Annotated in this window: 19 protein-coding genes; 3 read left to right on the top strand and 16 right to left on the bottom strand. The window is 44.9% G+C overall.

Going from position 1 to position 26,733, the window contains the following annotated elements:
- Nucleotides 1–13: 13 nt before the first annotated feature.
- From codY to OCV61_RS07605, 4 genes are all read right to left on the bottom strand, one after another.
- Nucleotides 14–802 (bottom strand): GTP-sensing pleiotropic transcriptional regulator CodY, encoded by a 789-nt coding sequence (gene codY, locus OCV61_RS07620; RefSeq protein WP_158421317.1) that lies wholly within the window; start codon nt 800–802, stop codon nt 14–16.
- Nucleotides 803–962: 160 nt separating this feature from the next.
- A complete protein-coding gene (topA, locus tag OCV61_RS07615; RefSeq protein WP_158421316.1) occupies nt 963–3,041 on the bottom strand; it encodes a type I DNA topoisomerase in 2,079 nt (692 codons plus the stop codon).
- A gap of 38 nt (nt 3,042–3,079) precedes the next feature.
- On the bottom strand, nt 3,080–3,964 hold the full coding sequence (gene dprA / locus OCV61_RS07610) for a DNA-processing protein DprA (RefSeq protein WP_158421315.1): 885 nt from the start codon (nt 3,962–3,964) through the stop codon (nt 3,080–3,082).
- Between the two features lie 25 nt (nt 3,965–3,989).
- Complete coding sequence (locus OCV61_RS07605) at nt 3,990–5,525, bottom strand: YifB family Mg chelatase-like AAA ATPase (RefSeq protein WP_158421314.1); 1,536 nt, start codon at nt 5,523–5,525, stop codon at nt 3,990–3,992.
- A gap of 251 nt (nt 5,526–5,776) precedes the next feature.
- Between OCV61_RS07605 and OCV61_RS07600 the strand changes: the two genes are divergently transcribed.
- Nucleotides 5,777–5,992 (top strand): helix-turn-helix domain-containing protein, encoded by a 216-nt coding sequence (locus tag OCV61_RS07600; protein WP_158421313.1) that lies wholly within the window; start codon nt 5,777–5,779, stop codon nt 5,990–5,992.
- Nucleotides 5,993–6,076: 84 nt separating this feature from the next.
- Here the strand turns inward: OCV61_RS07600 and OCV61_RS07595 are convergent, their stop codons facing one another.
- The 6 genes from OCV61_RS07595 to OCV61_RS07570 all read right to left on the bottom strand — a co-directional run bounded on the left by OCV61_RS07595 (nt 6,077) and on the right by OCV61_RS07570 (nt 17,797).
- Nucleotides 6,077–7,492 carry an amidophosphoribosyltransferase gene (locus OCV61_RS07595; RefSeq protein ID WP_158421312.1) on the bottom strand — a complete coding sequence of 472 codons (1,416 nt, stop codon included), beginning with the start codon at nt 7,490–7,492 and terminating at the stop codon, nt 6,077–6,079.
- Nucleotides 7,493–7,570: 78 nt separating this feature from the next.
- Nucleotides 7,571–9,529, bottom strand: a complete 1,959-nt coding sequence (locus OCV61_RS07590; RefSeq protein ID WP_158421311.1) for a fructose-1,6-bisphosphatase — start codon at nt 9,527–9,529, stop codon at nt 7,571–7,573.
- Nucleotides 9,530–9,538: 9 nt separating this feature from the next.
- Entirely contained in the window at nt 9,539–14,044 is a 4,506-nt protein-coding gene (locus OCV61_RS07585; protein WP_158421310.1) for a PolC-type DNA polymerase III, read from the bottom strand.
- Nucleotides 14,044–15,105 carry a flavodoxin-dependent (E)-4-hydroxy-3-methylbut-2-enyl-diphosphate synthase gene (gene ispG / locus OCV61_RS07580; protein ID WP_158421309.1) on the bottom strand — a complete coding sequence of 354 codons (1,062 nt, stop codon included), beginning with the start codon at nt 15,103–15,105 and terminating at the stop codon, nt 14,044–14,046. The genes OCV61_RS07585 and ispG overlap by 1 nt, the downstream gene beginning before the upstream one ends.
- A gap of 145 nt (nt 15,106–15,250) precedes the next feature.
- The gene (locus tag OCV61_RS07575; protein WP_158421308.1) at nt 15,251–16,402 is read right to left on the bottom strand and encodes a toxic anion resistance protein; all 1,152 of its coding nucleotides are present in this window, start codon (nt 16,400–16,402) and stop codon (nt 15,251–15,253) included.
- A 102-nt stretch (nt 16,403–16,504) separates the two neighbouring features.
- Nucleotides 16,505–17,797, bottom strand: a complete 1,293-nt coding sequence (locus OCV61_RS07570) for a 5-bromo-4-chloroindolyl phosphate hydrolysis family protein (protein ID WP_158421307.1) — start codon at nt 17,795–17,797, stop codon at nt 16,505–16,507.
- Between the two features lie 226 nt (nt 17,798–18,023).
- Here OCV61_RS07570 and OCV61_RS07565 point away from each other — a divergent pair, with 226 nt between their 5' ends.
- Nucleotides 18,024–19,049, top strand: a complete 1,026-nt coding sequence (locus tag OCV61_RS07565; RefSeq protein WP_158421306.1) for a branched-chain amino acid aminotransferase — start codon at nt 18,024–18,026, stop codon at nt 19,047–19,049.
- 63 nt (nt 19,050–19,112) lie between these two features.
- On the opposite strand, the gene OCV61_RS07560 is transcribed toward OCV61_RS07565, so the two are convergent.
- Together OCV61_RS07560 and thyA are read right to left on the bottom strand one after the other, a co-directional pair.
- Nucleotides 19,113–19,604, bottom strand: a complete 492-nt coding sequence (locus OCV61_RS07560; protein WP_158421305.1) for a dihydrofolate reductase — start codon at nt 19,602–19,604, stop codon at nt 19,113–19,115.
- A gap of 26 nt (nt 19,605–19,630) precedes the next feature.
- On the bottom strand, nt 19,631–20,479 hold the full coding sequence (thyA, locus tag OCV61_RS07555; protein WP_158421304.1) for a thymidylate synthase: 849 nt from the start codon (nt 20,477–20,479) through the stop codon (nt 19,631–19,633).
- 134 nt (nt 20,480–20,613) lie between these two features.
- Here thyA and OCV61_RS07550 point away from each other — a divergent pair, with 134 nt between their 5' ends.
- Nucleotides 20,614–21,111, top strand: coding sequence for a VanZ family protein (locus OCV61_RS07550; RefSeq protein ID WP_158421303.1), 498 nt, complete (start codon nt 20,614–20,616; stop codon nt 21,109–21,111).
- Nucleotides 21,112–21,234: 123 nt separating this feature from the next.
- Here OCV61_RS07550 and OCV61_RS07545 read toward each other — a convergent pair whose 3' ends face one another.
- Genes OCV61_RS07545 through malQ form a run of 4 tightly spaced genes read right to left on the bottom strand, consistent with a single transcriptional unit; the run spans nt 21,235 to nt 26,726 of the window.
- Entirely contained in the window at nt 21,235–21,666 is a 432-nt protein-coding gene (locus OCV61_RS07545) for a DUF308 domain-containing protein (protein ID WP_191868057.1), read from the bottom strand.
- An 18-nt stretch (nt 21,667–21,684) separates the two neighbouring features.
- Complete coding sequence (locus tag OCV61_RS07540; protein ID WP_158421301.1) at nt 21,685–23,427, bottom strand: ABC transporter ATP-binding protein; 1,743 nt, start codon at nt 23,425–23,427, stop codon at nt 21,685–21,687.
- Nucleotides 23,427–25,160 (bottom strand): ABC transporter ATP-binding protein, encoded by a 1,734-nt coding sequence (locus OCV61_RS07535; RefSeq protein WP_158421300.1) that lies wholly within the window; start codon nt 25,158–25,160, stop codon nt 23,427–23,429. The genes OCV61_RS07540 and OCV61_RS07535 overlap by 1 nt, the downstream gene beginning before the upstream one ends.
- A gap of 6 nt (nt 25,161–25,166) precedes the next feature.
- On the bottom strand, nt 25,167–26,726 hold the full coding sequence (gene malQ, locus OCV61_RS07530; RefSeq protein ID WP_330382901.1) for a 4-alpha-glucanotransferase: 1,560 nt from the start codon (nt 26,724–26,726) through the stop codon (nt 25,167–25,169).
- Between the last annotated feature and the right edge of the window lie 7 nt (nt 26,727–26,733).

Here is a 26,733-nt window from a genome sequence, read left to right as displayed (position 1 = left end):
ATCCCAGCCCTGTTCAGGCTTTCTTATTATTCTTCTGGGCTTTGATCTCCTCCAGTTCATCGAAGATCACTTCATTCAAAACCTTAATATAAGTTCCCTTCATACCTGAAGAACGTGATTCGATCACACCTGCACTTTCAAATTTGCGAAGTGCATTCACAATAACGGAACGGGTGATCCCTACTCTGTCAGCAATCTTGCTGGCAACCAGTATCCCCTCATCCCCATTCAATTCATCAAAGATATGGATGATGGCTTCCAATTCCGAAAATGATAAAGTATTAAAAGCAGACTTCACAACCTGCTTCTTACGGTCTTCCTCCGCATTCTCTTCATGCACCGCCCGCATCATCTCCAGCCCTACAACAGTAGTGCCGTATTCGCTGACAATAATATCTTCTATATCATATGGCCGGTCCTTACGGTACATAAATACCGTGCCAAGTCTCTCACCTGCAATGTCAATGGGATTGATAATCCCCTGGTAGCTTGCAGATACATGCTCAAACCCAAGCGTCTGGAGATTTACATTTTCTTTGGTAGACAGAACGCCCAGAAACCTTTCATTCAACATTCCATCCACATAGCCGCCAACTTTATCTTCAATCAGTTCTGTGATTTCCTCAACTCCAGGACATAAGCTTATACCTAATACCTTACCCTTCTTACTAAGTACAAGAATGTTGGAGCTTAGAGTCTCCATCAGAACCTGGCAGATATCATTAAATACCACCTTGCTGGAGCTGCTGTTGTGAAGAAGCTTGTTAATCTTCCTTGTTCTATCCAGTAACTGAACGCTCATATTGTCCTCCTTTCACTTCTTTTATGAAGCAATCCTGTAATCTGATATAATCATACTACACGTTTTGCAGGATATTTACAAGACATTTTTTACTATTTTTTTATTTTACCCGATTTTTCAGGAAATATATCTTATTAATAAATATTGACTGAAAAATGCATTATTTATCCTCATCATCGGTTGTTTTCTGTTCCACATATCCACAGGTTTCCTGGCTGCATACCAGTTTATTGCCTTTTTCCACCATATAATTACCACATTTTGGGCATTTCTTCTTAGACGGCTTCTGCCAGGACATAAAATCACATTCCGGATTGTTCTCACAGCCGTAATATTTTCTGCCCTTTTTGGTCTTTTTCAGCACAACCTCACCGCCGCACTTAGGACACTGTACACCAATCTTTTCATAATATGGCTTAGTGTTTCTGCACTCCGGGAATCCAGGGCATGCAAGAAATCTGCCATGGGGACCATATTTGATCACCATATGACGTCCGCAGTTATCGCAGATCACATCTGTAACTTCGTCCTGGATATCTACTTTTTCCAGTTCCTTCTGTGCAGCATCCACATCTGCTTTCAGATCCGGATAGAAATTACGGACAACTGTCTTCCACTGTACTGTCCCTGCTTCCACGCAGTCCAGAAGACCTTCCATGGTAGCTGTAAAATTCACATCTACAATACTTGGAAATGCCTGTTTCATAATATTATTTACAACTTCACCCAGTTCGGTTACATAAAGGTTCTTCTGCTCTTTTGACACATACCTTCTGCTGATAATCGTGGTAATGGTAGGCGCATAAGTACTTGGGCGTCCGATTCCCAGTTCTTCCATGGTTTTTACAAGGGAAGCCTCTGTATAATGAGCCGGCGGCTGTGTAAAATGCTGCTGTGGCTTTAATTCCTTTAAGGAAAGCTTCATGCCCTTTTCCAGACTCTGGCTTAATACATTGCCCTTCTTCTCATCATCTTCCTGGGTGTATACACACATAAAACCGTCAAAGGCCACCTTGGAAGCTGCAACTGTGAAGGTATATTCCCCTGCCCGGATCTTCACAGATGTGGTCTCATACTTGGCTGCTGCCATCCGGCTGGCTGCAAAGCGTTTCCAGATCAGCTGATAAAGCCTGAACTGATCTCTTGAAAGGGAGTCCTTGATCATCTGAGGAGTCCTGCTGATATCTGTAGGTCGGATCGCTTCATGGGCATCCTGGATCTTCTGTCCCTTTTTCACTGTTTTTTCGAAATGGGAAACATACTGCTCACCATAATTGTCTCCAATATAAGCTCTTGCAGCACTGTCAGCTTCCTCAGAGATCCTGGTAGAATCTGTACGCAGATAGGTGATCACACCTACTGTGCCGCTGCCCTTGATATCCACGCCTTCATACAGCTGCTGTGCCAGACGCATGGTCTTCTGCGTAGAAAAATTCAATGTTTTGGCAGCCTCCTGCTGAAGAGTACTGGTAGTAAAAGGAAGTGGCGCATTCTTGGTGCGTTCTCCTTTCTTTACCTCGGAAATCTCATACTCCTGCCCCTCCAGAGCCTTCAGTACCTGGTCCATCTCCTGCTTATTATGGATCTCCATCCGCTTGTCTGTGCCATAGAATCTGGCTTCCAGTGGCTTTTTCTCTCCATTTACAATGAAGTTTCCATCCAGGCTCCAGTATTCTTCCGGAATAAAAGAATTGATCTCATCCTCTCTGTCGCAGATGATACGTAAAGCTACAGACTGTACCCTTCCTGCACTTAAGCCTCTCTTCACCTTTACCCATAAAAGAGGACTGATGGTATAACCCACCATACGATCCAGCATACGCCTTGCCTGCTGTGCGTCCACCAGGTTCAGATTTAGTTCTCTTGGATGCTTCAGCGAATCCTTTACTGCAGTCTTTGTGATCTCATTAAAGGTGATCCTGTGCATTTTCTTTGGATCCTCTTTCAGAGCCTGTGATAAATGCCAGGAAATAGCCTCTCCCTCACGGTCAGGGTCCGTTGCAAGATAGATCTTATCTGCTTTCTTCGCTGCCTTACGAAGTTTGGCAAGCAATTCTCCCTTTCCACGGATGGTTATATATTTCGGTTCAAAATCATTATCCACATCAATGCCAAACTGACTCTTTGGGAAATCCCGTACATGTCCGTTTGATGCCTCTACTTCATAATTTGCCCCCAAAAATTTCTTAATTGTCTTTACCTTTGCAGGTGACTCAACTATCACCAGATACTTTGCCATGATAACTCTCCTAAGCTAAATCATAATGTAGTCACATGTTACTTACATCTAACATAATGCTGTCTGCCCACCTCACTGGCAAGCCCCAATACCTGAAGCTGCATCAGCAGCCCGCTTGTTTTTCCTGCTGAAAATCCTGTTTTTTGAATAAAATAATCCAGGTTTTCAGGTCGTAAATCGAGACAACTATACACCAATTCCAAATCTCTTGCAAGTCCTAAGTTCTTTTTTTCTCCTGCTGTCTCCTTCTTTTCAGGAAAAATCCCCCATTCCCCAAGCAGGATTTCCGGACACCAGGCAATGCCTGCCCCATCAAAAATCAGCTGATTACAGCCCTGTGAAAGAGTCTGATCCACCTGTCCCGGAAGGGCATACACTGCCTTTCCCTGATCAAGAGCAAAGCCTGCAGTGATCAAAGATCCGCTTCGTTCTCTGGCTTCCACGATCAGCACCACATCTGCCAGGGCACTGATGATCCTGTTTCTTGCAGGAAAATGTCCTGCCTTTGGCGGCATCCCGGGAGGAAATTCACTGATGATCCCTCCTCCGGTTTCCAGGATCTGATTGTAAAGCTTCCGGTTGGCTGCAGGATAACACACATCCACGCCGCTGCCCAGCACTGCATAAGTTGGCCTTTGTGCCTCCAATGCGCCCAAATGTCCCTGGGTATCGATTCCCAATGCCATGCCGCTTATCACCTGGATCCCGTATTCTGCCAGTACCTTTGCATAACAATGAGCCTGCCTTTTCCCATAGGCACTGCACATTCTAGCCCCTACCACAGCTGCTGTGGGTGCATTGTCTTCCGGCAGATTTCCTATTACATAAAGTTCTTTTGGCATACCTGACAGCTTCTTAAGACGCTTGGGATATTCCTTACTGTTTATGGTGATCTTTCTTATTTCTGTTTGTTTTCCTTCCATATAAAATACCTCACTGTTTCTTCATTTATACCCAGTATTTTTTGTCAAATGCACGATAGGATAAAGCCTGCGAAATGTGGGAAACATGTATCTTATCCTCCTGCTCCATATCCGCAATGGTTCTGGCCACTTTCAGTATTCTGTGATACGCTCTGCCACTAAGTTCCATTTTCCGGAATGCCTGTTCAAGAAGCCTGTTTCCTTCTTCTGTAACCCCGCAGTATTTCTGGATCTGTCTGCCGGAAAGCTCTCCGTTAAAGCATATGTTTTCCTTTTGATATCTTTCCAGCTGGATCTGCCTGGTTCGCTCTACTCTTTCCCGGATCGTATCAGAGGGTTCTCCTTCCGGCGCGCCATTCATCTGCTGAAAAGATACAGGCGATACCTCCGTACAAAGATCGATCCGGTCAAGCAAAGGATTGCTGATCTTCCCCAGATAGTGACTCACTTCTCCAGGAGTGCAGCGACACCTGTTCATATCCGGAAAAAAGCCACATGGACAAGGGTTCATGGCTGCTGCCAGCATAAAGCCTGCCGGAAATGTAAAGGTCCCGCTGGCTCTTGAAAGCTGAATCACTTTATCTTCCATGGGCTGCCGCAGAATTTCCAGGCTTCTCCTTGAAAATTCCGGCATTTCATCAAGAAAAAGCACACCTCTGTGTGCCAGGGTCACCTCTCCCGGACCAGGAATCCTGCCTCCTCCTGCCATTGCCTGGGCAGAACTGGTATGGTGAGGACTTCGATAAGGTCTTTGACAGATCAACGGACTGTCAGCAGACAACAATCCAGCAATACTGTAGATCCTGGTCAGCTCCAGGCTTTCTTCAAAAGTAAGCTGTGGCATAATGGTGGGAAGCCGCTTTGCCAACATAGTTTTGCCGGCTCCAGGAGGGCCGATAAACAGAATATTGTGAAATCCGCTCACTGCGATCTCACAGGCTCTTTTGGCTCCTTCCTGACCATGGATATCCAGAAAATCCACCCTGGTCTTCCACGCATTTTCTGTTTCTTTAGGGCTTGGTCTGTCAGGATTTTCTTTATGAAAATCTTCCGGATTTTTCAGATATCGGATCAATTCTTTCAGATCCTTTACGCCGATCACTGGCATATCTTTTACAAGCCTGGCCTCCTGAAGATTACCATAGGGAACCATACAATATCTGCACTTTAATTCCCTTGCTTTGATCACTCTGGCAAGAATACCCGGCACAGGATAAATCTCTCCGTTCAGGCTGATCTCCCCGGCAAGCATCACGCCTTCAAGCAGGCTTGGATGAAGGATCCCTGCTGCAGATAATACAGCTGCAGCTACAGGTATATCAAATCCTGCCCCTTCTTTTTTGATATCTGCCGGTACAAAGTTCACGGTTACTCTTTTAGGTGGCAGACTGATCCCATTATTGCGGAGAGCAGTACGGACCCGGTCCTGAGCCTCTTTTACCTGAGCTGACGGATACCCCACCATTGTGAAGGATGGAAGACCGTCACTTACATCTGCTTCCACCTGAATGGGACACACTTCCATTCCTAAAATACTGGCTGACAATACACTTGCAAACATGATTTCCTTTCTGCAAAAAGCGCTGCCCCGACCTGTGTTTTTGCCTTTTTAAAATAAAATTCTCATGGATTTTTGTAGATGATTTTCAGAATACTGCACATGAATTCCAGACTGTTTTTGAACAGATAGATAGATTTTAGTATAGCCCATTATGCTCCTATTTGCAATAGTTTAATTGGTTCTGTTTTATACTGCGAATAGACGTTTTCATAGAAATACAAAAGAAAAAAATCGGAAAGGAGAAATACTGTATGAGATTTCAGCGCATTCAGGATCTGCGTACGGATGCTGACCTTTCTCAGAAACAAATCAGCGAAATACTGCATATCAGCCAGCGATCCTATTCCCATTATGAAACAGGATCCAGGAATATACCAATTGAAATGCTCATCCGACTTGCAAACTATTATAATACAAGCATTGATTATCTGGTTGGCCGTACCGATAACAAAAAGCTGTATCACTAAAAAACATGCATTGTATGCTTCCCGGAAGCTGATCCAGCTCCTAGGCACACACAATGCATGTTTTGTTTTAGTTTTATGGAACAATTATTCTACACCATTCCAGCAATAAGTGCAAAGCTTACATGGCTCAATATCAATGGATGCTTCCAGATCATCCAGACGATGGTACTTCAGGGAAGTGAAATTCAGTTCTTTACGAATCTCTTCCAGCATTTCCTTATAGTTCTGTGAATCCGGATTTGCATAATCTGCAAGCACTTTCGGATCCACATGATCCCCTTCTCTTTTTGCCACGATCCGCCTTGTGATCAGATCCATTTCTGATTTGGATCTGGAGAAATTCAGATACTTGCAGCCATAGAGCAATGGCGGACATGCAGGACGGATATGCACCTCTCTTGCCCCATTATTATAAAGAAATTCTGTAGTTTCACGAAGCTGTGTACCACGAACGATGGAATCATCAATCATCAGCAGGCTTTTCCCTTTGATCAGCTTATGTACAGGGATCAGTTTCATCCTGGCGATCAGATTACGCTGGCTTTGCTGAGTAGGCATAAAAGAACGGGGCCAGGTTGGTGTATATTTAATAAATGGTCGTGCAAAAGGCACTCCGGAACGATTGGCATATCCAATGGCATGGGCAATACCGGAATCCGGCACACCTGCTACAATATCCGGTGAAATCTCCCCTGCATCTCTGCCTGCCAGAATGTCTCCGCATTTGTACCGCATTTCTTCTACATTGACTCCTTCATAGGTAGAAGTTGGATACCCATAATATACCCAGAGGAAAGAGCAGATGCGCATTTTATCCCCTGGCTTTTGCAGCACTTCCACCCCTTCAGGTGTAAGGAAATCTACCTCGCCCGGGCCTAATTCCTTATAATCTTCATAACCCAGATTAATGTACGCATGGCTTTCAAAAGAAGCACAGCAGGCTCCTTCTTTCCTGCCGATCACTAAAGGTGTCCTTCCCAGACGGTCACGGGCTGCATACAGTCCTTCCGGTGTCAGGATCAGCATAGTCATAGATCCCTGGATCACTTCCTGTGCATAGCGGATCCCGTCCAGGATACTGCCTTTCTGATTAATCAGAGCTGCCACCATTTCCGTAGGATTTACGCTGCCTCCGCTCATCTCAAGGAAATGTGAGCATCCGTTTTTGAAACAGTTCTGTACCAGTTCCTCCAGATTGTTGATCTTACCAACTGTGGTGATGGCAAAATTCCCCAGGTGGGAACGTACAAGCAAAGGCTGAGGCTCATTATCAGAAATACAGCCGATTCCTACATTTCCGTGCAGTTCCTCCACATCCCGATCAAACTTTGTCCTGAATGGTGAATTCTCGATATTATGGATTGCCCTGTTAAAGCCTTCTTCCCTATCATAAACAGCCATTCCACCTCTGCGCGTTCCCAGATGTGAATGATAATCGATTCCGAAAAACAAATCCATTACACAACTGTTTTTTGAAACTACTCCAAAAATTCCACCCATTTTTCGATTCTCCTCTGTTTTTATTTGCCCTGATGGACTTTTATATAGAAACCAATGCCTGATCCTTTAATGGTTCAGTCACTTTTTCTCTTTGATAATGCCTCTCCTGTAGGCTTCCAGAAGCCATTTCAATTCACTGATCCGCTCCTTCAGTGCCTTTCCATTGTCTGTATCCCCAACCAGGCGCCGTCTGGAAGTATAATGAACTGCCACACGGTTTGAAACAATGTCCTGTTCTCTGATCACTGCATCCTCTGCAGAAGTAAAAGGCTCATGGGCAGTCAGTGCCAGACCATAGGAATTATAGATCAGGGTATATCCGGCGATCCCCGTAATTTTCCGATAAGCTTTGGAAAAACCGCCATCGATCACGATCACCTTCCCACCACACTTCACAGGATTCTCTCCCTCTAGCTGATGCACAGGTACATGGCCGTTAATGATCCTGCCCTCTGCCCCGTCCAATCCAAATTCTTCCAAAATATGATCAACTACTTTTTCATTCTCAAGAAGGCGGTAATAAGCATTTTTATTCTCCTGATGAGTTCCCGGATCTTCTATATAGTACCGTTCAAAAGTAGTCATCTTATCTTTTCCGAAAAGCGGTGAATTAGGTGCTGCCCAGATGTACCACAGTATATCCCTGCTTTTTTCCAGTTCCTTATCGTCCAATTCATAAAACGCCCGTCTTGCATAGGATTCCAGGGTATCATAAAGGGCTTTTCCTTTGTATATGTTCCCATAGATCTGTACTTTCTTAAAGGATCCGTCTTCATTTAATGGAATGCTTCCATGAAACAGCAGATTCCCATTATATACCCTATAAAGCCCTCCTTTGTCAAGAAGAAAACGCATATGCTGTTGAAGCTTTGCACAATTAACAAAACCGGAAGTAAGCCGTTCCATCACTGTTTGTTCTTCTTTAGTAAGCTGATAAGGATGCGTCCAGTCCACAGTGGGAAAACAATTATCCAAAAGTGGATATTCTTTTCCGTCAGGAAGTGTAATCGTTCCTTTTTCCGGATGGATCCGATGAAGCAGGAGTCGATCCTCCATATCAAAGTCCGGATGGTTCATGATCAGCTGACCCTCCAGCTTGAACTGGATCACTGCAATGGCCTTATGCATTTTCCGGCTATATTCTTTTTCCATTGCATTGTAATTAGATGGACTGGAAATCCCTGAAAAAGCTATGCAGGGATCATCCCTATATGCTTCCATTGCAAAGGCTGCCAGCGGCATCATGTTAATCCCATAGCCATCCTCCAAAATATCCAGATTGCCATATCGGACACTATTACGGATCACAGTGGCAATACATGCCTGCTGTCCTGCAGCAGCTCCCATCCATACTACATCATGGTTCCCCCACTGGATATCCAGGGAATGGTAGGACATCAATCGGTCCATAATGAAATGGGGGCCAGGTCCTCTGTCATAAATATCTCCAAGGATATGCAAATGATCCACTACCAGCCTTTGGATCAGTTCGCACAAAGCAATAATAAAGTTCTCTGCCCTGCCGATCTGAATGATGGTTTCTACAATCGCATCATAATAGGCTTCCTTGTCCAGAACCTCTGCCTTTTCAGTGATCAGTTCTTCAATCACATAAGCATAATCTGCAGGAAGGGCTTTTCTTACTTTGGATCTTGTATATTTGGAGGCTGTTGTTTTGCATACCTCGATCAGACGGTATAAAGTGATCTTATACCAGTTTTCCATATCCTCTTCCTGTTTTTTTACCAGTTCAATCTTCTCTTTCGGATAATAAATCAGCGTTGCCAGTGATCGTTTATCCTGATTGCTTAGGGTATGGCCAAACACGTCATCCACCTTCTTACGGACTGCCCCTGAGCCATTTCTCAGCACATGGGAAAAAGCCTGGTATTCACCATGAATATCAGAAAGAAAATGCTCTGTACCTTTCGGCAGGTTCAGAATAGACTGAAGATTGATGATCTCTGTGGACGCCTTCCCAATCGTTGGATAAAGCTCTGCAAGCCGCTGCAGATAGCGCAATTCTTCTGTGGTCATAGTCCCTCCCTACACCGCATTTTTTGAGAAATCAAACAGTGAGATCTGGTTGGACTGAGGAATATCCCCAAATAACCCCAGATCGTCCATCAGATCGATCACTGTCTTACTTACCTTCGTCCTGTCACGGAAATCATCCTTTGACAGGAACTTTCCTTTTGCTGCTGCTTCTACAACAGCGTCTGCTGCCTTGTCCCCCAAACCGTCAATGGTATCCAGCGCAGGCATCAGCTTCTGATCCATGATCTGAAACCTGTGGGCCTTTGCCTTGTAAAGGTCAATAGGAACAAAGTCAAATCCTCTTGCATACATCTCCTGTACGATTCTCATATCCTTCAGGGTTGCCTGCTCCTTCTGGGTAGCCAGATCCCCTTTCTTACGGATCTCTGCCATATAGTATTCCAGTCTTTCTTTACCCATACACATCAGTTCATAGGAAAATGATGTGGCACGAATACTGAAGTAAGCTGCATAGTAAGCCAGTGGCTGAAAAACCTTAAACCAGGCAATACGGTAAGCCATCATAACGTAAGCTGCTGCATGGGCTTTTGGGAACATGTACTTAATCTTTTTACAGGACCAGATATACCAGTCCGGAACCCCGTGCTCTTTCATGGTTGTGATCCATTCATCACGCAGGCCTTTTCCTTTACGTACACTTTCCATGATGGTAAATGCCAGACCGCTTTCCACACCCTGTCCGATCAGATAGATCATAATATCATCCCTGGTACAGATAGCAGTGGAAATAGTGGCCTTTCCTTCTTCGATCAAGGTCTGTGCATTGCCAAGCCACACATCCGTTCCGTGAGATAGTCCTGCAATACGGACAAGATCAGAGAAATACTTTGGTTTTGTATCAATCAGCATCTGCATGGCAAAGTCTGTACCAAACTCAGGAATCCCCAGACATCCCAGCTTACAGCCTCCGATATCCTCTGGCTTGATCTTCAATGCCTCTGTGCTGGCAAACAAAGACATCACTGCCTTGTCATCCAGCGGAACCTTCCTGGCAGAAAGACCTGTCAGATCCTCCAGCATACGGATCATGGTAGGATCATCGTGCCCCAGTATATCCAGCTTCAGAAGATTACCGTCAATAGAGTGATAATCAAAATGAGTAGTGATAAAACCACTGCTGGAATCATTTGCCGGATACTGTACAGGTGTAAATTTCTCAATCTCCTCGCCTTTTGGAAGAACAATGATCCCTCCAGGATGCTGTCCTGTGGTACGGCGTACTCCGGTACAGCCCTGCACGATCCTATTGATCTCACAGTACCGCTTATGCTGGCCTCGCTCTTCAAAATAATTCTTTACATAACCAAACGCTGTTTTATCAGCCAGGGTACCAATGGTGCCGGCCTTAAAGGTCTGGCCTTTTCCGAAAATCACCTCTGTATATTTATGTGCATTTGTCTGATATTCACCGGAAAAGTTCAGGTCAATATCCGGCTCCTTGTCTCCCTTGAATCCAAGGAATGTTTCAAATGGAATATCAAAACCCTGTTTTGTCATCTTTGTACCACACTTAGGGCAGATCCGGTCCGGCATGTCACAGCCTGCCATTCCAGCAAATTCCTTGATTTCAGGAGAATCAAAATCACTGTATTTGCATTCCGGATTAGGGCACAGGTAATGGGGCGGCAGAGGATTGACCTCTGTGATACCGGACATAGTGGCTGCAAGCGAGGAGCCAACCGATCCACGGGAACCAACCAGATACCCATCCTCATTGGACTTCCATACCAGTTTCTGTGCAATGATATACATCACCGCATATCCATTGGAAATAATAGAATGCAGTTCTTTCTCCAGCCGATCCTCCACAATGGCCGGCAGCGTCTCCCCGTACATTTCGTGAGCTTTCTTGAAACATATATCCTTCAGATCCCTGTCGGAATTTTCAATAACAGGCGGAAATTTGTCCGGATGGATAGGGGAAATTTTCTCAATCATGTCTGCGATCTTATTGGTGTTAGTGATTACCACCTCTTCTGCCTTTTCGCTGCCAAGATAAGAAAATTCTTCCAGCATTTCCTCTGTAGTACGAAGGTACAGAGGTGCCTGATTGTCTGCGTCCTTAAAGCCATTGCCAGCCATGATGATCCGTCTGTAGATCTCATCCTGAGGATCCATAAAATGCACATCACAGGTAGCCACTACCGGCTTATTAAACTGCTCTCCCAGCTTAACGATCTTCCTATTGATCTGGATCAAGTCTTCCTTAGAGTGGATGGTATCATTCTTCTCATCCTCGATCATAAACCAGTTATTTCCCAAAGGCTGGATTTCCAGATAATCATAAAAATTCACAAGTCTTGCGATCTCCGGCTCCGGTGCATTCCGAAGCAATGCCTGGTAAAGCTCACCGGCCTCGCAGGCGCTTCCAATGAGCAGTCCATCCCTGTGTGCTTCAAATACACTTTTGGGAACTCTTGGCTTATGGTTAAAATATTTGATATGGGACTGGCTTACCAGCTTGTACAGATTGATCCTGCCTGTTTCATTACGCATAAAGATCACGGCATGATAAGTGGGCAGCTTTTTGATGGTGTCTGTAGAAACCTTTCCTTGTTCATTCAGCTGATCCACATCAAAAATATCTCTTTCTCTGCACATTTCCACAAATTTCTCGAAAATACGTGCCGTACACTCTGCATCATCCACTGCTCTGTGGTGATGATCCAGAGACACGCCAGCTGCCTTTGCCACAGTATCCAGCTTGAAACGGTTCAAGGCAGGAAGAAGGAACCTGGCCATGCCAACTGTATCCACATAAGTAAAATCATGGGCTATTCCCAGCCGGTTGCAGTTTTCAATAATAAAGCTCATATCAAAATCAGCATTATGGGCTACCATGGTAGCTCCCTCACAAAATTCCAGAAATTTTGGCAGAACTTCCTGGATCTTTGGTGCTTCCATAACCATTGCATCATTAATACTGGTAAGCTGCTCGATACGAAATGGGATAGGCACCTCCGGATTTACAAAGGTGGAAAAACGGTCTGTGATCTTTCCTCCTTCTACCAGCACTGCACCGATCTCTATGATTCTGCAGGTAAGAGGTGAAAATCCGGTAGTCTCTATATCAAAAACAACAAAACGTCCATCCAGAGTCTGACCCTTTGGATTTGTAACCATACCTTTCAAGTCATCTACCAGATAGGCCTCCATGCCATACAATACTTTAAAATCCGAGTCCTTGGGTACACATCCGCCCCAGCTGTCAAAACAATGATTTGCTTCAGGAAATGCCTGCACTACACCATGATCCGTAATGGCAATCGCCGGGTGTCCCCATTCATATGCCCGTTTCACCAGTGCCTTGGCCTCGGTAACACCGTCCATATCACTCATCTTGGTATGACAATGCAGTTCCACCCTTTTCTGTGGTGCTGTATCCATCCTTGTGCTGCGGAAATCTCCAATCTTCTTGATCCCACTTACAGAACCAATGGTCAGCTCACTGTCAAAACGGTCAATGGTGGTAACACCTTTCAGCTTAATAAAGGCTCCCTTTTTCAAATGCTCTGTTACTTCCGGCACCTGTTCATTTCGCAGGAACATTTTTACAGTGATGGAGTCTGTAAAATCCGTCACAGGGAAGATCAGAATGGTCTTTTCATTTCGGATCTCCCTTGCCTCCACATCCATTACCTGACCACGAATGGTCACCTCTCCCACAACTTCCACAATGGATTCCAGAGGAACAGGATCATTCTCCACATCCCTTCCATAGATAACATCCGGATTTGGATCCTTGCGATAGCTTCCACGGTCGCCCCATTTACCTTTTTTCTCAAATGGCTTCTTCTCCTTAGGAGCCTGCACGGTTTTGCCTTTTGTTGTTTCACCGGATGCGGCCTTTTCCTGGCCGGAATCAGCTGTCTGTTTCTTTTCCTGGCTTTCGCTTTTTGTTTTCTCATCATCCAGCTTGGCATGACGAAGCACATTCTCCACCTCCTGCTGGATCTGCAGGGCTGCGTTTTTACGGTATTTGCTTTCTCCTGTCTCAATAAAATCAATGTCTGCTTTCAGGTTCATACCACACCGTTCGCAAAAAACCTTATGAAAATACTCCAGCAGGATCTCACTTTTTTCCCTGGCGATCACAGAATCCGGCAGCTGCAGCTGCATCGTTTCCGCTTCCGGAAAGGTGATCTGTGCCCGCTTGAACAGATTGTATTCCAGCATATTATAATTTTTAAGCTCAAGCTCCATGCTGGAACGGTAAACCTCCATAAAATTCTCAGGAGTGTACTGCTCTGACAAATAGAACCGTTCGATCAAAGTAACACCCATGACAATCCCTGGGAAGCACTGTCTCTGGATCTGCTCTTCCAACTCAAAAATATGTTTCTTATGGATCCAGCGGCTGCTTTTAATGTATACTCGCAGCTGTGTCTTTCCAGCATTACAGGATACCTTTGTGACTATTACATCCTCAAGCAGCGCCTGAAGCTCTGTCTTTAATTTCAGTCCTGGAAATACATCAAAAAAAGACTTTTCCATTATTCACTCCAATTCATTAGCTCTTCCCGAAGAACAGCCAGAAGCTGGTTCTCCGGTATCTTACGTACAACTTCTCCTTTTTTGATCAGGAGTCCAACACCATCCCCGCCTGCAATACCGATATCTGCTTCCTTGGCCTCTCCAGGGCCATTTACCACACAGCCCATAACTGCTACTTTAATATCCAGTGGAATATCCTGAACCATAGTCTCTACCTGGTTGGCAAGACCGATCAAATCGATCCTGGTACGTCCGCAGGTAGGACATGATACTACTTCCACCCCGCCTTTTCTAAGACCCAGCGTCTTCAGGATACGCTTTGCCGACTTCACTTCTTCTAAAGGTGCTCCTGTGAGAGATACACGTATCGTATCTCCTATACCCTGATATAAAATGATCCCAAGTCCGATGGCTGACTTGATATTTCCCGAATAAAGAGTACCTGCCTCTGTGATCCCCACATGCAAAGGATATCTGGTCTTTTGTACGATCAGCTCATGAGCCCTGGCGCACATCTGTACATCTGATGACTTAATACTGATCACCAGATTGTCATATCCAAGATCTTCTATGATATGCACCTTATCCAGTGCGCTTTCCACAAGCCCCTCTGCTGTCACCCCGTGGTATTTCTCTACCAGATCCTTTTCCAGGGAACCACTGTTTACGCCTACACGGATGGGGATATTCCTCTCTTTTGCCACATCTACTACTGCTTTGATCCTCTGGACGCTTCCAATATTTCCCGGGTTGATCCGGATCTTATCAGCACCGTTTTCCATAGCTGCAATGGCCAGTCTGTAGTCAAAATGGATATCTGCCACCAACGGGATATGGATCTGTTTTTTGATCTCCTTTAATGCCAGTGCAGCTTCCATAGTAGGTACAGCACAACGGATAATATCACATCCTGCTTTTTCCAGGGCAAGGATCTGTGCTGTGGTTGCCTGTACATCTTCTGTCTTGGTATTGGTCATGGACTGGATCAGTATAGGATTTCCTCCACCGATCTTCCTGTTCCCAATCTGTATTACTTTTGTATGCTCTCTATATGTGCTCATTTTTATCTGCCTTTCTGAACAAAGCGGACAAGTCCGCTTCAAACTCCCAGGACCTCTCAATTTTTGAGGAACCTGTTACGCTTTGTGCGTCCAGAAAGGGGCTGCTGCATATATGTGCCACAACCCCTTTCCGGATAATGAATGATTACTTACGGATCTCCAAAAGCTTGCTCTTAAGCTCTGCTTCCATACGCTGCATCTCAACCTCTGCCTGCTGACGCTTGATCCTGCCTTCTTTCTGGATCCTCATCACATCATCCAGAGTCTGGATCAGATCTGCATTTGTTTTCTTTAATGTTTCTATATCAACGATCCCGCGCTCAGATTCTTTTGCTGTCTCCACAGATGCCATATGAAGGGCTTCCGCATTCTTCTTCAAAAGCTCATTGGTCAGGTCTGTCACTTTCCGCTGTGCATTTGCTGCTTCTGTAGAATGGGCAATACCAAGTGCCAGCACCATCTGGCTCTTCCATAAGGGAATGGTATTTACAATGGTAGTCTGTATCTTCTCAACCATAGTGGTATCGTTATTTTGTACCAGACGGATCTGTGGTGCAGTCTGCATTGAAATGGTTCTTGTAAGCTCCAGGTCATGCAGCTTCTTCTCAAACCGGTTACATTTACTATCCAGATCCTTTGCTTCCTGGGCATCCTGGGCAGATCCGCTGATCTGAGCCTTGGTTTCCAGCTGTGACAGCCGGCCGTTCCGCACTTCCTCCAGCTTCTTCTTACCTGCCAGGATATACATGGTAAGCTCTTTATAATAGTTCAGGTTCTGCTGATACATCTTATCCAGCATAGCAGAATCCTTCATAAGACGGATCTGGTGCTCCTGGAGGGAATCAACGATCTTCTGTACATTCACCTCTGCCTTGGCATAACGGTTCTTCATTGCCTCAATCTTATTGCTCTGTTTCTTGAAAAAGCCGAAAATCCCTTTCTCCTCAGTGGCGTCAAAATCACGCAGTTCTCCTACTACCTCTGCAATCAGATCTCCTGCTTCGCCCAACTCCTGGGTCTTTACATTTGCAAGGGCTGCATCTGAAAAATCCGCCATCTTCTTCTGGGTACCTGCACCATACTGAAGGATCTGGTTGGTATTCTCAATATCGATCCTGGCTGCAAAATCAGCCACCAGCTTTTGTTCTTCCGGTGTAAGAATCGTCTCCTCCATCTCTTTCTTTACTGCAGCTTCTGCAGGCTCTTTCTCCTCTTTCGGTGTCTCTTCCTGTCCGAAATCCGGCTCCAGTGTCAGTGTTGGTGCTTCTGTTTCAAAATCTTTAAAATCTTTTTCCATTACGTTCTCCTCTTTCCTTTTACTTTTTGAATGCCTTGTATATCTCCGACTTCCGGCAAAAAACATGCCAAAACTCTTGGTCGGATACTACCTGCCAGATAATTACAGTGCATCTTTTTTCCGCATCTTTGTAAATTCATCCTCTGTCAGGCCTTCCTGTGCCAACACCGTATGTAATACGGAAATATCACTGGACACATCCATGGCTGTATCTTCAAAAATAGAATCCAACAGCTTCTCAAAAGCTGTATTCAGGGTGTCAATAGTCTTCTCGATCTCAAACTTGGAGTTCTGGATATTCTCTCCCTGGACAGGCTGGCTGTCCATATCCTCATATGCATCCAGCAGCTTCACTGTGGTAGGAAGATAGTAATCCATCAGCCTTTTCAGATCTGGGATCACCTCCGGATGTTCCTGCACCCGCTCAAAAATCTTGCGGACGATCAGTTCCATACGGGAGATCTTGACTGATATTTCTTCTCCTGGGATAGCATCATTACTCCTGTGGATCTTGTCAATAAACTGATTCCCCCGATCAAGCACTTCCTGCACCTGGGCGTTTACTGCCCCGGCTGACGCCTTCTTCTCTTCTTCCTTCCGTGCTGAAGCTGCCCGCTCTTCAAGAGCCTGCTGGGTCTGTATATACTGCTGATAAGTTTCATCGCTGGTGATCAGACAAGTCTGCTGCTGATCCACATGACCTTCCAGGAACCATCCTTTACCGATCATCTTCTTAATGTCTTTTTTTACGTATTTTACAGGCTTGCCTGCGATCCTGGCCAGCTGGTCAAAATTGCAGTATGTTCTCTGACCAAGGGCACGGATATACTTGTTGAAACGTCCAACCCTGCCGATCCGGCTGCATCCTTCCTTAAGAAGCACTACACCAGCTGCGGTAAAGGCACCAAGGGTCACTGCAGTGCTCATCGTAACTGCTGCTCCTGCTGCTGCCGCAATTTCTGCTACAAGAAAAGCAACACCAAAGCCGGCAGTAAAAACACCGCCGAAAATAGTCATCAGGATCCCTTTGGCGCGCTCACCCCCGGTCTTCCTGTAAAGCCCTGGCATGGATAAACCATATCCGCTTTGTTTGTGCATTCTCGGTGGGATCCCCTGAGATCTGCCAAAAGGCGGCTGCTGGTATCCATGGTCTTTATGCGTCTCATAGGCTCTGGCATTATGCTCCGGGTTCTCATTTGTCCGGTAATCCTGCGTCTGACTGCCTCCGAAAGCACCGTTCAGTACACCCTTTAATGCCTCGCTGCCGGAATCAATAGCCTTATTTACTGTCTGATTAATATTCCTGCTGAGCTTTCGGTAATCCTGCTCGTTCACTGCACTGTTAATAATGTCCTGGATCTTTGCGCCCAGATCATCCCACTCCTGATGTTCCATGTATTCCTCCAATCAGGCTTTCCTGTTTCTCCACGTTGCCTGTATGATTTTCATTATAGCGAAATCAATAAAAAAAAACAAGAGAGCGAACATGAAATTACAGTTTTGCTATTGAATTTGACACGTAAAAGTTTTACAATGTGAAAGAATAAACACAGTATCATTCTTTTAATGAAAGACAAAGGCAGGGAACTGTGAATTTGTATTAAGAGGAGGCTCTTTGGTTATGGAAAAAAAGAACATCGACTGGGGCAATCTTGGCTTCGGTTATGTAAAAACCGATTATCGTTATGTATCTAACTTTAAAAACGGCGCATGGGATGAGGGTGGTCTGATCACAGATGATACTGTCACCATCAGCGAATGTGCAGGTGTACTTCAGTATGCACAGACTGTTTTTGAAGGTATGAAAGCTTATACTACAGAAGACGGCCATATCGTTACTTTCCGTCCTGACTTAAACGGAGAACGTATGGAGAATTCCGCCAGAAGACTGGAAATGCCGGTTTTCCCAAAAGACCGTTTTGTAAAGGCTGTTGTTGAGACGATCAAAGCCAATGCTGCTTATGTTCCGCCTTATGGTTCAGGCGCTACTTTATATGTACGTCCTTATATGTTCGGTTCCAACGCAGTGATCGGTGTAAAGCCGGCTGACGAATATCAGTTCCGTGTATTCACCACACCTGTTGGTCCATACTTCAAGGGCGGTGCAAAGCCTATCACCATCCGTGTCAGTGATTTTGACCGTGCTGCACCATGCGGTACAGGCCATATCAAAGCAGGACTGAACTATGCAATGAGCTTACATGCCATTGTAGATGCCCACAAACAGGGATTTGATGAGAATATGTACCTGGATTCCAAAACACGTACCAAGGTTGAGGAGACCGGCGGAGCAAACTTTATCTTTGTCACAAAAGACGGAAAGGTAGTTACTCCTAAGTCTGACAGCATTCTTCCTTCCATCACACGCCGTTCCCTGATCTATGTTGCACAGCATTATCTTGGACTGGAAGCAGAAGAAAGAGAGATTTACTTTGATGAAGTGAAAGATTTCGCAGAATGTGGTCTTTGCGGTACTGCTGCAGTGATCTCTCCTGTAGGAAAGATCGTAGACCATGGCAAAGAGATCTGCTTCCCAAGCGGAATGGAAAAAATGGGACCTGTTACCCAGAAGCTGTATGAAACACTGACAGGTATCCAGATGGGCCGGATCGAAGCTCCAGAAGGCTGGATCCAGGTGATCGAATAAGCCCATATATAATTCCAATATATGCACACAAAAAGGAGCCGTACGGCTCCTTTTTTGCTGGTTTTATTTACATCTTTCATAACGGACAAAACGATATTCCAGATCAAAGTATGTCTGCTCTTCGCTTTCTGCTGCCACCTGCCACTGGGGCATCTCGTCCAGATTGGGAAAATACCTGTCTGCTTCATAAGCAAAGTCAATCTTCGTCACCTGCGCAGTATCACAATATGGCAGAAGCATTTTGTATACACTGTCACCGCCAATGCAATAAACCTGATCCTTTGGATATTTCTTTATTTCCTCCAGAAGCTCCTGAAGGCTGTGCGCAACAATAGCACCTTTTACCTGATAATCCGGATTTCCGGAAAGAACAATATTAGTACGATTCTTTAATGGCAGTCCTCCAGGAAAGCTTTCCAGAGTCTTCCTTCCCATTACAACTACCTTGCCGGAAGTCTCCGTACGGAACATTTTCATATCTGCCGGAATACTGACCAGAAGATCATTATTCTTTCCTATTCCCCAGTTTTTATCTACTGCAACAATCATTTTCATGATAACTTTTCCTCCTGTGATAATTATTATACGGCAATCGGTATATTCTTGATCTGCGGCCAGGTCTGATAATTCTCCACGATCAGATCATCTGTAGTAAAATCATAAAAATCTTTGATCTCAGGATTCAGTTTAACTGTAGGCGCCGGATATGGAGTCCTGGCGATCAGTTCCTTAACTACAGGAATATGACGATCATAAATATGACAGTCAGCGATCACATGTACCAGTTCTCCTGCCTCCATATCACATACCTGAGCGATCATCATCAGCAAAATAGAATACTGGCATACATTCCAGTTATTGGCAGCCAGAATATCCTGGGATCTCTGATTCAGCACTGCATTCAGAGTAAGCCTGTCCTTGCCCGGCTCCTTGGTCACATTAAAGGTCATGGAATAAGCGCATGGATATAGATTCATCTCATGAAGATCCTGGTGTACATAAATATTGGTCATGATCCTGCGGCTGTAAGGATTATTCTTAAGATCATACAGTACACGATCTACCTGATCCATCATCCCCTCTTTGTACTGGTGCTTCACACCCAGCTGATAACCATAAGCCTTGCCAATGGATCCGTTCTCATCTGCCCAACTGTCCCAGATATGGCTGTGAAGATCCTTAATATTATTAGATTTCTTCTGCCAGATCCACAGGATTTCATCCATAGCACTTTTCAGTGCAGTCTTACGAAGGGTCAGTGCAGGGAATTCCCTGCGAAGATCGTACCGGTTCACTACGCCAAATCGTTTAATAGTGTAAGCGGACGTACCGTCTTCCCATACAGGACGTACCTTTTCCCCTTCTGTGCTGGTACCATTCTGGATTACATCCTGACACATCTTTATAAACACTTCATCTGCATAACTCATCTTCATATACCTCCAGGTCCTCTGCTTATGTCACACATATCATTCATTTAAGCCTGGCATCATTATATAAAAAAAGGCGGTACAGTTCAACATAATTCTTTACATCTGATTTATCAGGTGTTATATTAATAGCCATGAAAAAGCTGATGATTACTTTATTGAAGCCCCTTTCTTTTCTTCCGGCGATCCTGATGATGTATGTAATCTATTCTTTCTCCGCCCAGACCGGGGAGGTGTCCGGGCAATTAAGCTACAAGATTTCATACAAGATCGTTGAAACAAAGAATCAGCTCCTGAATGAGAACAAAAGCAGTGCAGAGCTTGCTGTTTCTGCAGATACTATCCATTTTTATGTACGTAAGGCAGGTCATATGACCGAATATTTCCTGCTTGCTGTAGCCATCTCCTTCCCGCTTTACGTTTACGGTGTGCGTGGGATCTGGCTGGTGATCCTGGCAGGCATTATATGCGTAGGCTTTGCAGGCCTGGATGAATACCACCAATCCTTTGTGGCTGACCGTGGTCCTTCCCTGCGGGATGTAGGGATCGACAGCATAGGCGCATTGATTGGAATCCTGATGGTGCAGGCTTTTTGCTGGTCAACCCTGCACAATCCCCAAAAAAGAACATAGCCCAAATGCAAAGATGCTGTATCTTTACAGTCCCCAAAGGTTCTGTAAAGATACAGCATCTTTTTTACTTCCAGGATTCCGGATGGCATCCAGAGCAGAGTATGTCTGCCTTTGTTCTTCCGGTCATTCTTCAGTCTTTTCCTGTTCCTGCTCTTCTGGCTGTGCTTCAGTTTCTGCCTCTTCATTCAGATCTTTCACCAGATTGGCTCTGTCTGAAATGGATTTTTTGGCATTTCCTGCTGCAGCAGCTTCTTTTGCAAGACGGGCCTTTTCTTCGGCTTCTTTTGCACGCTTTTCTTTGTCATCTTTGATCACGTTTTTACCGCCGTAAAAAAGCATACCTGCCCCGATCACCAGGAATGCAATACCTGCAACCATAAAGTACCAGGCACCCCCATCTACGCCATCAATGACATTTTTACACAACTTATAGCCTGTATAAAGCAGGTATATACCTGCCAGACACATCAGCATACAGCTTCGCACAGGCAGACCACTTTGATTCTGGTTTTCTTCGCCTGTATTTTGGTTTTCCTCTTTTCTTGGTTCTTCCAATCCCTTATCCTCCTTTATTTATGACACAGCGAACTGACTTTCATACAGACCTGCATAGAATCCTCCCTTTGCAAGCAGTTCTTCATGTCTGCCCTGCTCAATGATGTTCCCATCTTTCATTACAAGGATCCTGTCTGCTTCCTGTATGGTGGACAGACGGTGTGCAACGATAAAACTTGTTCTTCCTTCCATCAGCTCTGCAAAAGCCTGCTGGACCTTTATCTCTGTACGTGTATCGATAGATGAGGTAGCCTCATCCAGAATCAGCATAGTAGGACGCATCAACATGACGCGGGCAATGCACAGAAGCTGCTTCTGTCCCTGTGAAATATTACCACCGTCTTCTGTGATCACAGTATCATACCCCTGGGGCATACGCTTAATAAAACTATGGGCATGGGCATGCTTTGCAGCTTGGATCACTTCCTCCATAGATGCATCCGGCTTACCATATGCAATATTCTCACGAATCGTACCTGCTTTTAACCAGGTCTCCTGAAGTACCATACCAAAATTCCTGCGAAGGCTGTCTCTGGTAAGTTCTCTTATAGGATGGCCGCTTACTACGATCTGTCCTTTATCCACATCATAGAATCTCATAAGAAGATTGATCATCGTAGTCTTTCCACATCCGGTAGGTCCTACAATGGCAATCCTCTGTCCTGGCTTTACATCAATGGAAATATTCTGAAGAAGCGGAACTTCTTTTCGGTAGGAAAAAGAAATGTTCTCCACATTTACACTTCCATCTGCTTTTTCCAATTCTACAGCGTCAGCCACATCTGGCTCCTGTGCCGGTGTATCAATAAAATCAAAAATCCTTTTTGCACAGGCAAGAGCATTTTCCAGCTCTGTCACCACACCTGAAATCTCATTAAAAGGCTTTGTGTACTGATTGGCATAATTCAGGAAGCTGGTCAGCTGTCCCACACTCATACCGCCACGCATAACCACAAAAGCTCCAAAAATCCCTACGCTGGTGTATACCAGGCCATTTACAAAACGGGTAGATGGATTTGTAATGGATGAAAAGAAAATAGCCTTGATCCCACATACACGAAGTTCTTCATTTACTTTTCCAAACCGTTCCCTGGCACGCTCCTCGTAGGAAAAAGCCTGTACCACCTTCTGGTTCCCCACAAGCTCTTCCACAAGGGAAGTCATCTCAGCCCGCTTCTCAGACTGCTCTTTAAACATCTGAAAGGTCCTGCCTGCAATAAAGCTGGCAACAAATAAAGAAACCGGTGTAAGCAAAATAACGATCAAAGAAATCTTCACACTGATGGACATCATAAAACCAATGGTTCCTAAAATGGTGATCACACCTGTAAAAAACTGGGTAAAGCCCATAAGAAGGCCATCGGAAAACTGACTTACATCTGCAACGATCCTGCTTAAAATATCACCAGGCTGGTTGCTGTCAATATAGGAAACCGGCACCTCCTGCAAATGGGAAAATGCCTGACTGCGGATATCCTGTACCACTCCATAGGTTACCTGGTTTGTAAGAAGGTTCATGATCCATTGCGTGACAGCCGTTCCAAGCACAACCATTGCCAAAGTACCAAGGATCCTGAGCAATGCTTTTGTTTTGATATTCCCGGGCCCGATAATGGTATCAACTCCCTCACCGATCAGAATAGGTGTATACAGGGTAAAAGCCACTGTAAAAAGAGCCATGAGAAGCATCAGGATGATCTTTCCTTTGTAAGGACTGATAAATTTCAACACCCTTCTCATTGTATCTTTGTTCTTTCCCATTATCGGTTCACCTCCTGTTCTGATAACTGTGACAGACAGATCTCGCGGTAAACCTGACAGGATTCCATCAATTCTTTGTGTGTTCCTACACCAGCCAATGCCCCGTCATCCAGCACCAGGATCTTGTCAGCCTGTTTGATGGATGTTGCTCTCTGTGAAACAATAAATACGGTCATCCCCTTTGTCTGCTCATGAATCGCATGACGAAGGGCTGCATCTGTGGCAAAGTCAAGAGCAGAAGCACTGTCGTCCATAACCAGGATCTCAGGCTTTCCTACAAGAGCACGGGCAATCGTCAGCCTCTGTCTCTGGCCTCCGGAAAGGTTGGCACCACCCTGGCTGATCATGGTATCCAATTTTTCAAGCTTACTATCTACAAAATCCTTTGCCTGGGCAATGGAAAGAGCCAGATCGATCTGCTGGTCTGTTGCGTCTGCTTTGCCCCATTTCATATTATCACGGATGGTGCCTTTAAACAACACTGCATGCTGAGGAACCATTCCTATCTTTGTGCGAAGCTGTGCAAAAGGATATGCCTTTACAGAATTACCGTCGATCAGGATCTCTCCCTGTGTTACATCATAAAATCTGGGGATCAGATTCACAAGGGTAGACTTTCCACAGCCTGTACCGCCAATGATACCTATGGTCTCCCCAGGCTTTGCTGTAAAGGAAATCCCTGTTAACGCCGGTACCTGACTGCCGGCATAGGTAAAGGTCACATTGCGAAACTCAACCCTTGCTGTATCTGCCTTATCCTTCTGTGCATTGGTGCCCTCATCTGTAAGAGTAGACTGGGTATCCAGCACCTCATTAATACGTACAGCAGAAGCCATGGCCTTTGTCACTGCAACGATCAGATTGGCAAGCGCAATCAGTGCGATCAGGATCTGGTTCATGTAATTTACAAGAGCCACTACCTCACCCTGACTGATAATCCCGTTTCCTACTTCGATCCCACCGTACCACAAAATAGCAATAATCGCAAAATTCATGATCACAGTTGTTGCCGGATTCAGAAGTGCGGAAATCTTTCCTGCACGGATCTGAATAGCTGTATACTGGTCATTTACTTCTGAAAAATCTTTGTTTTCTTCATACTGTCGTCCAAAAGCACGAACTACCCTGGCACCTACATGATTCTCCCTGGTGATCAGCGAAATCCGGTCCAGGGAAGCCTGTGCCTTTTTGTAAATAGGTACCGTCCATTTCATGATCAGGTAGATCACAATGGAGATCACAGGTACTGCGATCAGAAAAATAACCCCAATCCTTACATTAATAGTAAAGGACATGATCACTGCTCCCACCACAATAAAAGGTGAGCGCAGGAACAGACGCAGAACCATATTTACACCAGTCTGTGCCTGATTAATATCACTGGTGATCCTGGTTACAAGCGTAGGTGTACCAAGCCGGTCAAGTTCCCGGTATGAAAGGCTGCTGATATGGGAAAACATCTCCCTGCGAAGAGCCGTACTAAAACCTGTGGCTGCCTTTGCAGCAAAATACTGTGCTGTAAGTGCACACACAAGTCCGATCATGCCTAACAGCACCATGATCACGCACTGATGCCAAATATAGGCAGAATCTTTATTCTTGATCCCTATGTCCATGATCCCGGCCACCACCAACGGAACGATCAGTTCAAAAGTAGCTTCCAGCATCTTAAACAAAGGAGCCAGAAAAGTTTCCTTCCCATAGCCTTTCAAAAACCGTATTAATTTTTTCATTCTTTTTTATTGCTCCTGGATTCTTCCATAAATTTTTGTCATCCGGCGCATACGTTTGATGGTCTCTTCGTCAAACTGACCCTTTGTCAGTCTCCATTTCCAGTTGTTGCCTAAAGTAGATGGAGTATTCATCCTTGCTTCATTGCCCAGGCAAAGATAATCCTGTACCGGAATCACCGCCAGATCTGCCACACAGGACATGGCTTCACGGATCATCCCCCATACACACTCATCGGCACTTTTCCCTTTGCATCCTGTATATTCCCTGGCAAAAGCTGCATCATGACGACTTAAGTCACGGTACCAGCCCTTTGTAGTCTCATTATCATGAGTACCTGTATACACCACACAATTATGATCATACTTATAAGTAAGATAAGCGCTATTCTCACTTTTGTCAAATGCAAATTGTAAAACCTTCATGCCGGGAAAACCGGATTTCTTCAACATCTGAAGAACTGTATCTGTCAGGTATCCCAGATCCTCTGCAATCACATTCAAATGACGGATATTTTTTCTAAGAACTTTAAACAGTTCCAGTCCTGGACCCTGCTCCCACTTTCCGAATTCTGCGGTAGAATCACCATATGGAATCGCATAATATTCATCAAAACCACGGAAATGATCGATCCTGACCATATCATAAATTTCCATACAATGGCTCATTCTCTGGATCCACCACTGATATCCTGTCTCTTTATGATAACCCCAGTTATAAAGAGGATTTCCCCACAACTGACCTGTTGCGGAAAAAGCATCCGGTGGACAGCCAGCTACCGCTACCGGCTGATTCTCTTCATCAAACTGGAACAGCAATGGATTGGCCCATGCATCTGCCCCATCAAAGGCTACATAGATTGGCAGATCTCCGATGATCTCCACGCCCTTTTTGTTGGCATAAGTCTTCAGTGCACTCCACTGTTTGTAAAACCAGTACTGCTGGAAACGATAGAACTGGATCTCATCTGCCAGACGCTCCTTTGCCTGATCCATGGCCTGCGGATCACGTACCTTTAACTCCTTTGGCCATTCATTCCAGCCAATATTGTCCTGCTCATTTTTGATAGCCATATAAAGGCAGTAGTCCTCCAGCCAGAAGCTATGCTTCTTTACAAATTCCTGGAAATCTGCGTCTTCTTCACAGTTATATTTCTCGTATGCTTTTCTCAGCAGACGAAAACGGGAATTGTACATCTTTTCATAATCTACGTAACTTTCACTTCCGCCCCAGTCGCAGCTGCTGCATTCCTCTTCTGTAAGAAGTCCAAGAGAGATAAATGCTTCAAGATCTATAAAATAAGGATTTCCTGCAAATGTGGAAAAGGCCTGATATGGGGAATCTCCATATCCGGTAGGTCCCAACGGCAGGATCTGCCAGTATTTCTGTCCTCCTTTTGTAATCTGGTCTACAAATTCATAAGCTTCTTTTGAAAAGCATCCGATCCCGTAATCGGATGGAATGCTGGATATCGGAAGTAATACTCCACTGGCTCTCATTTGTTGTTCCTCCTGTTTTTTAAAATTGACATACCGATTAATTATAACAATCCCATGATTGCAGGTCAATATTGCT

Origin of the sequence: Blautia ammoniilytica, from assembly GCF_025566965.1 — a bacterium.
GTDB classification, from domain to species: domain Bacteria; phylum Bacillota; class Clostridia; order Lachnospirales; family Lachnospiraceae; genus Blautia_A; species Blautia_A ammoniilytica.
This window is presented reverse-complemented; position numbering and strand designations above follow the sequence as displayed.

Coding starts and splice junctions, on each gene's coding strand:
- OCV61_RS07595 (WP_158421312.1), bottom strand. CDS start 7,492: ATGGGTGGAATTTTTGGAGTAGTTTCAAAAAACAGTTGTGTAATGGAT.
- OCV61_RS07560 (WP_158421305.1), bottom strand. CDS start 19,604: ATGAAAATGATTGTTGCAGTAGATAAAAACTGGGGAATAGGAAAGAAT.
- thyA (WP_158421304.1), bottom strand. CDS start 20,479: ATGAGTTATGCAGATGAAGTGTTTATAAAGATGTGTCAGGATGTAATC.
- dprA (WP_158421315.1), bottom strand. CDS start 3,964: ATGGAAGGAAAACAAACAGAAATAAGAAAGATCACCATAAACAGTAAG.
- OCV61_RS07590 (WP_158421311.1), bottom strand. CDS start 9,529: ATGACCACAGAAGAATTGCGCTATCTGCAGCGGCTTGCAGAGCTTTAT.
- OCV61_RS07535 (WP_158421300.1), bottom strand. CDS start 25,160: ATGAAAAAATTAATACGGTTTTTGAAAGGCTATGGGAAGGAAACTTTT.
- codY (WP_158421317.1), bottom strand. CDS start 802: ATGAGCGTTCAGTTACTGGATAGAACAAGGAAGATTAACAAGCTTCTT.
- OCV61_RS07585 (WP_158421310.1), bottom strand. CDS start 14,044: ATGGAAAAGTCTTTTTTTGATGTATTTCCAGGACTGAAATTAAAGACA.
- OCV61_RS07565 (WP_158421306.1), top strand. CDS start 18,024: ATGGAAAAAAAGAACATCGACTGGGGCAATCTTGGCTTCGGTTATGTA.
- topA (WP_158421316.1), bottom strand. CDS start 3,041: ATGGCAAAGTATCTGGTGATAGTTGAGTCACCTGCAAAGGTAAAGACA.
- OCV61_RS07600 (WP_158421313.1), top strand. CDS start 5,777: ATGAGATTTCAGCGCATTCAGGATCTGCGTACGGATGCTGACCTTTCT.
- OCV61_RS07540 (WP_158421301.1), bottom strand. CDS start 23,427: ATGGGAAAGAACAAAGATACAATGAGAAGGGTGTTGAAATTTATCAGT.
- OCV61_RS07550 (WP_158421303.1), top strand. CDS start 20,614: ATGAAAAAGCTGATGATTACTTTATTGAAGCCCCTTTCTTTTCTTCCG.
- OCV61_RS07570 (WP_158421307.1), bottom strand. CDS start 17,797: ATGGAACATCAGGAGTGGGATGATCTGGGCGCAAAGATCCAGGACATT.
- OCV61_RS07575 (WP_158421308.1), bottom strand. CDS start 16,402: ATGGAAAAAGATTTTAAAGATTTTGAAACAGAAGCACCAACACTGACA.
- ispG (WP_158421309.1), bottom strand. CDS start 15,105: ATGAGCACATATAGAGAGCATACAAAAGTAATACAGATTGGGAACAGG.
- OCV61_RS07605 (WP_158421314.1), bottom strand. CDS start 5,525: ATGTTTGCAAGTGTATTGTCAGCCAGTATTTTAGGAATGGAAGTGTGT.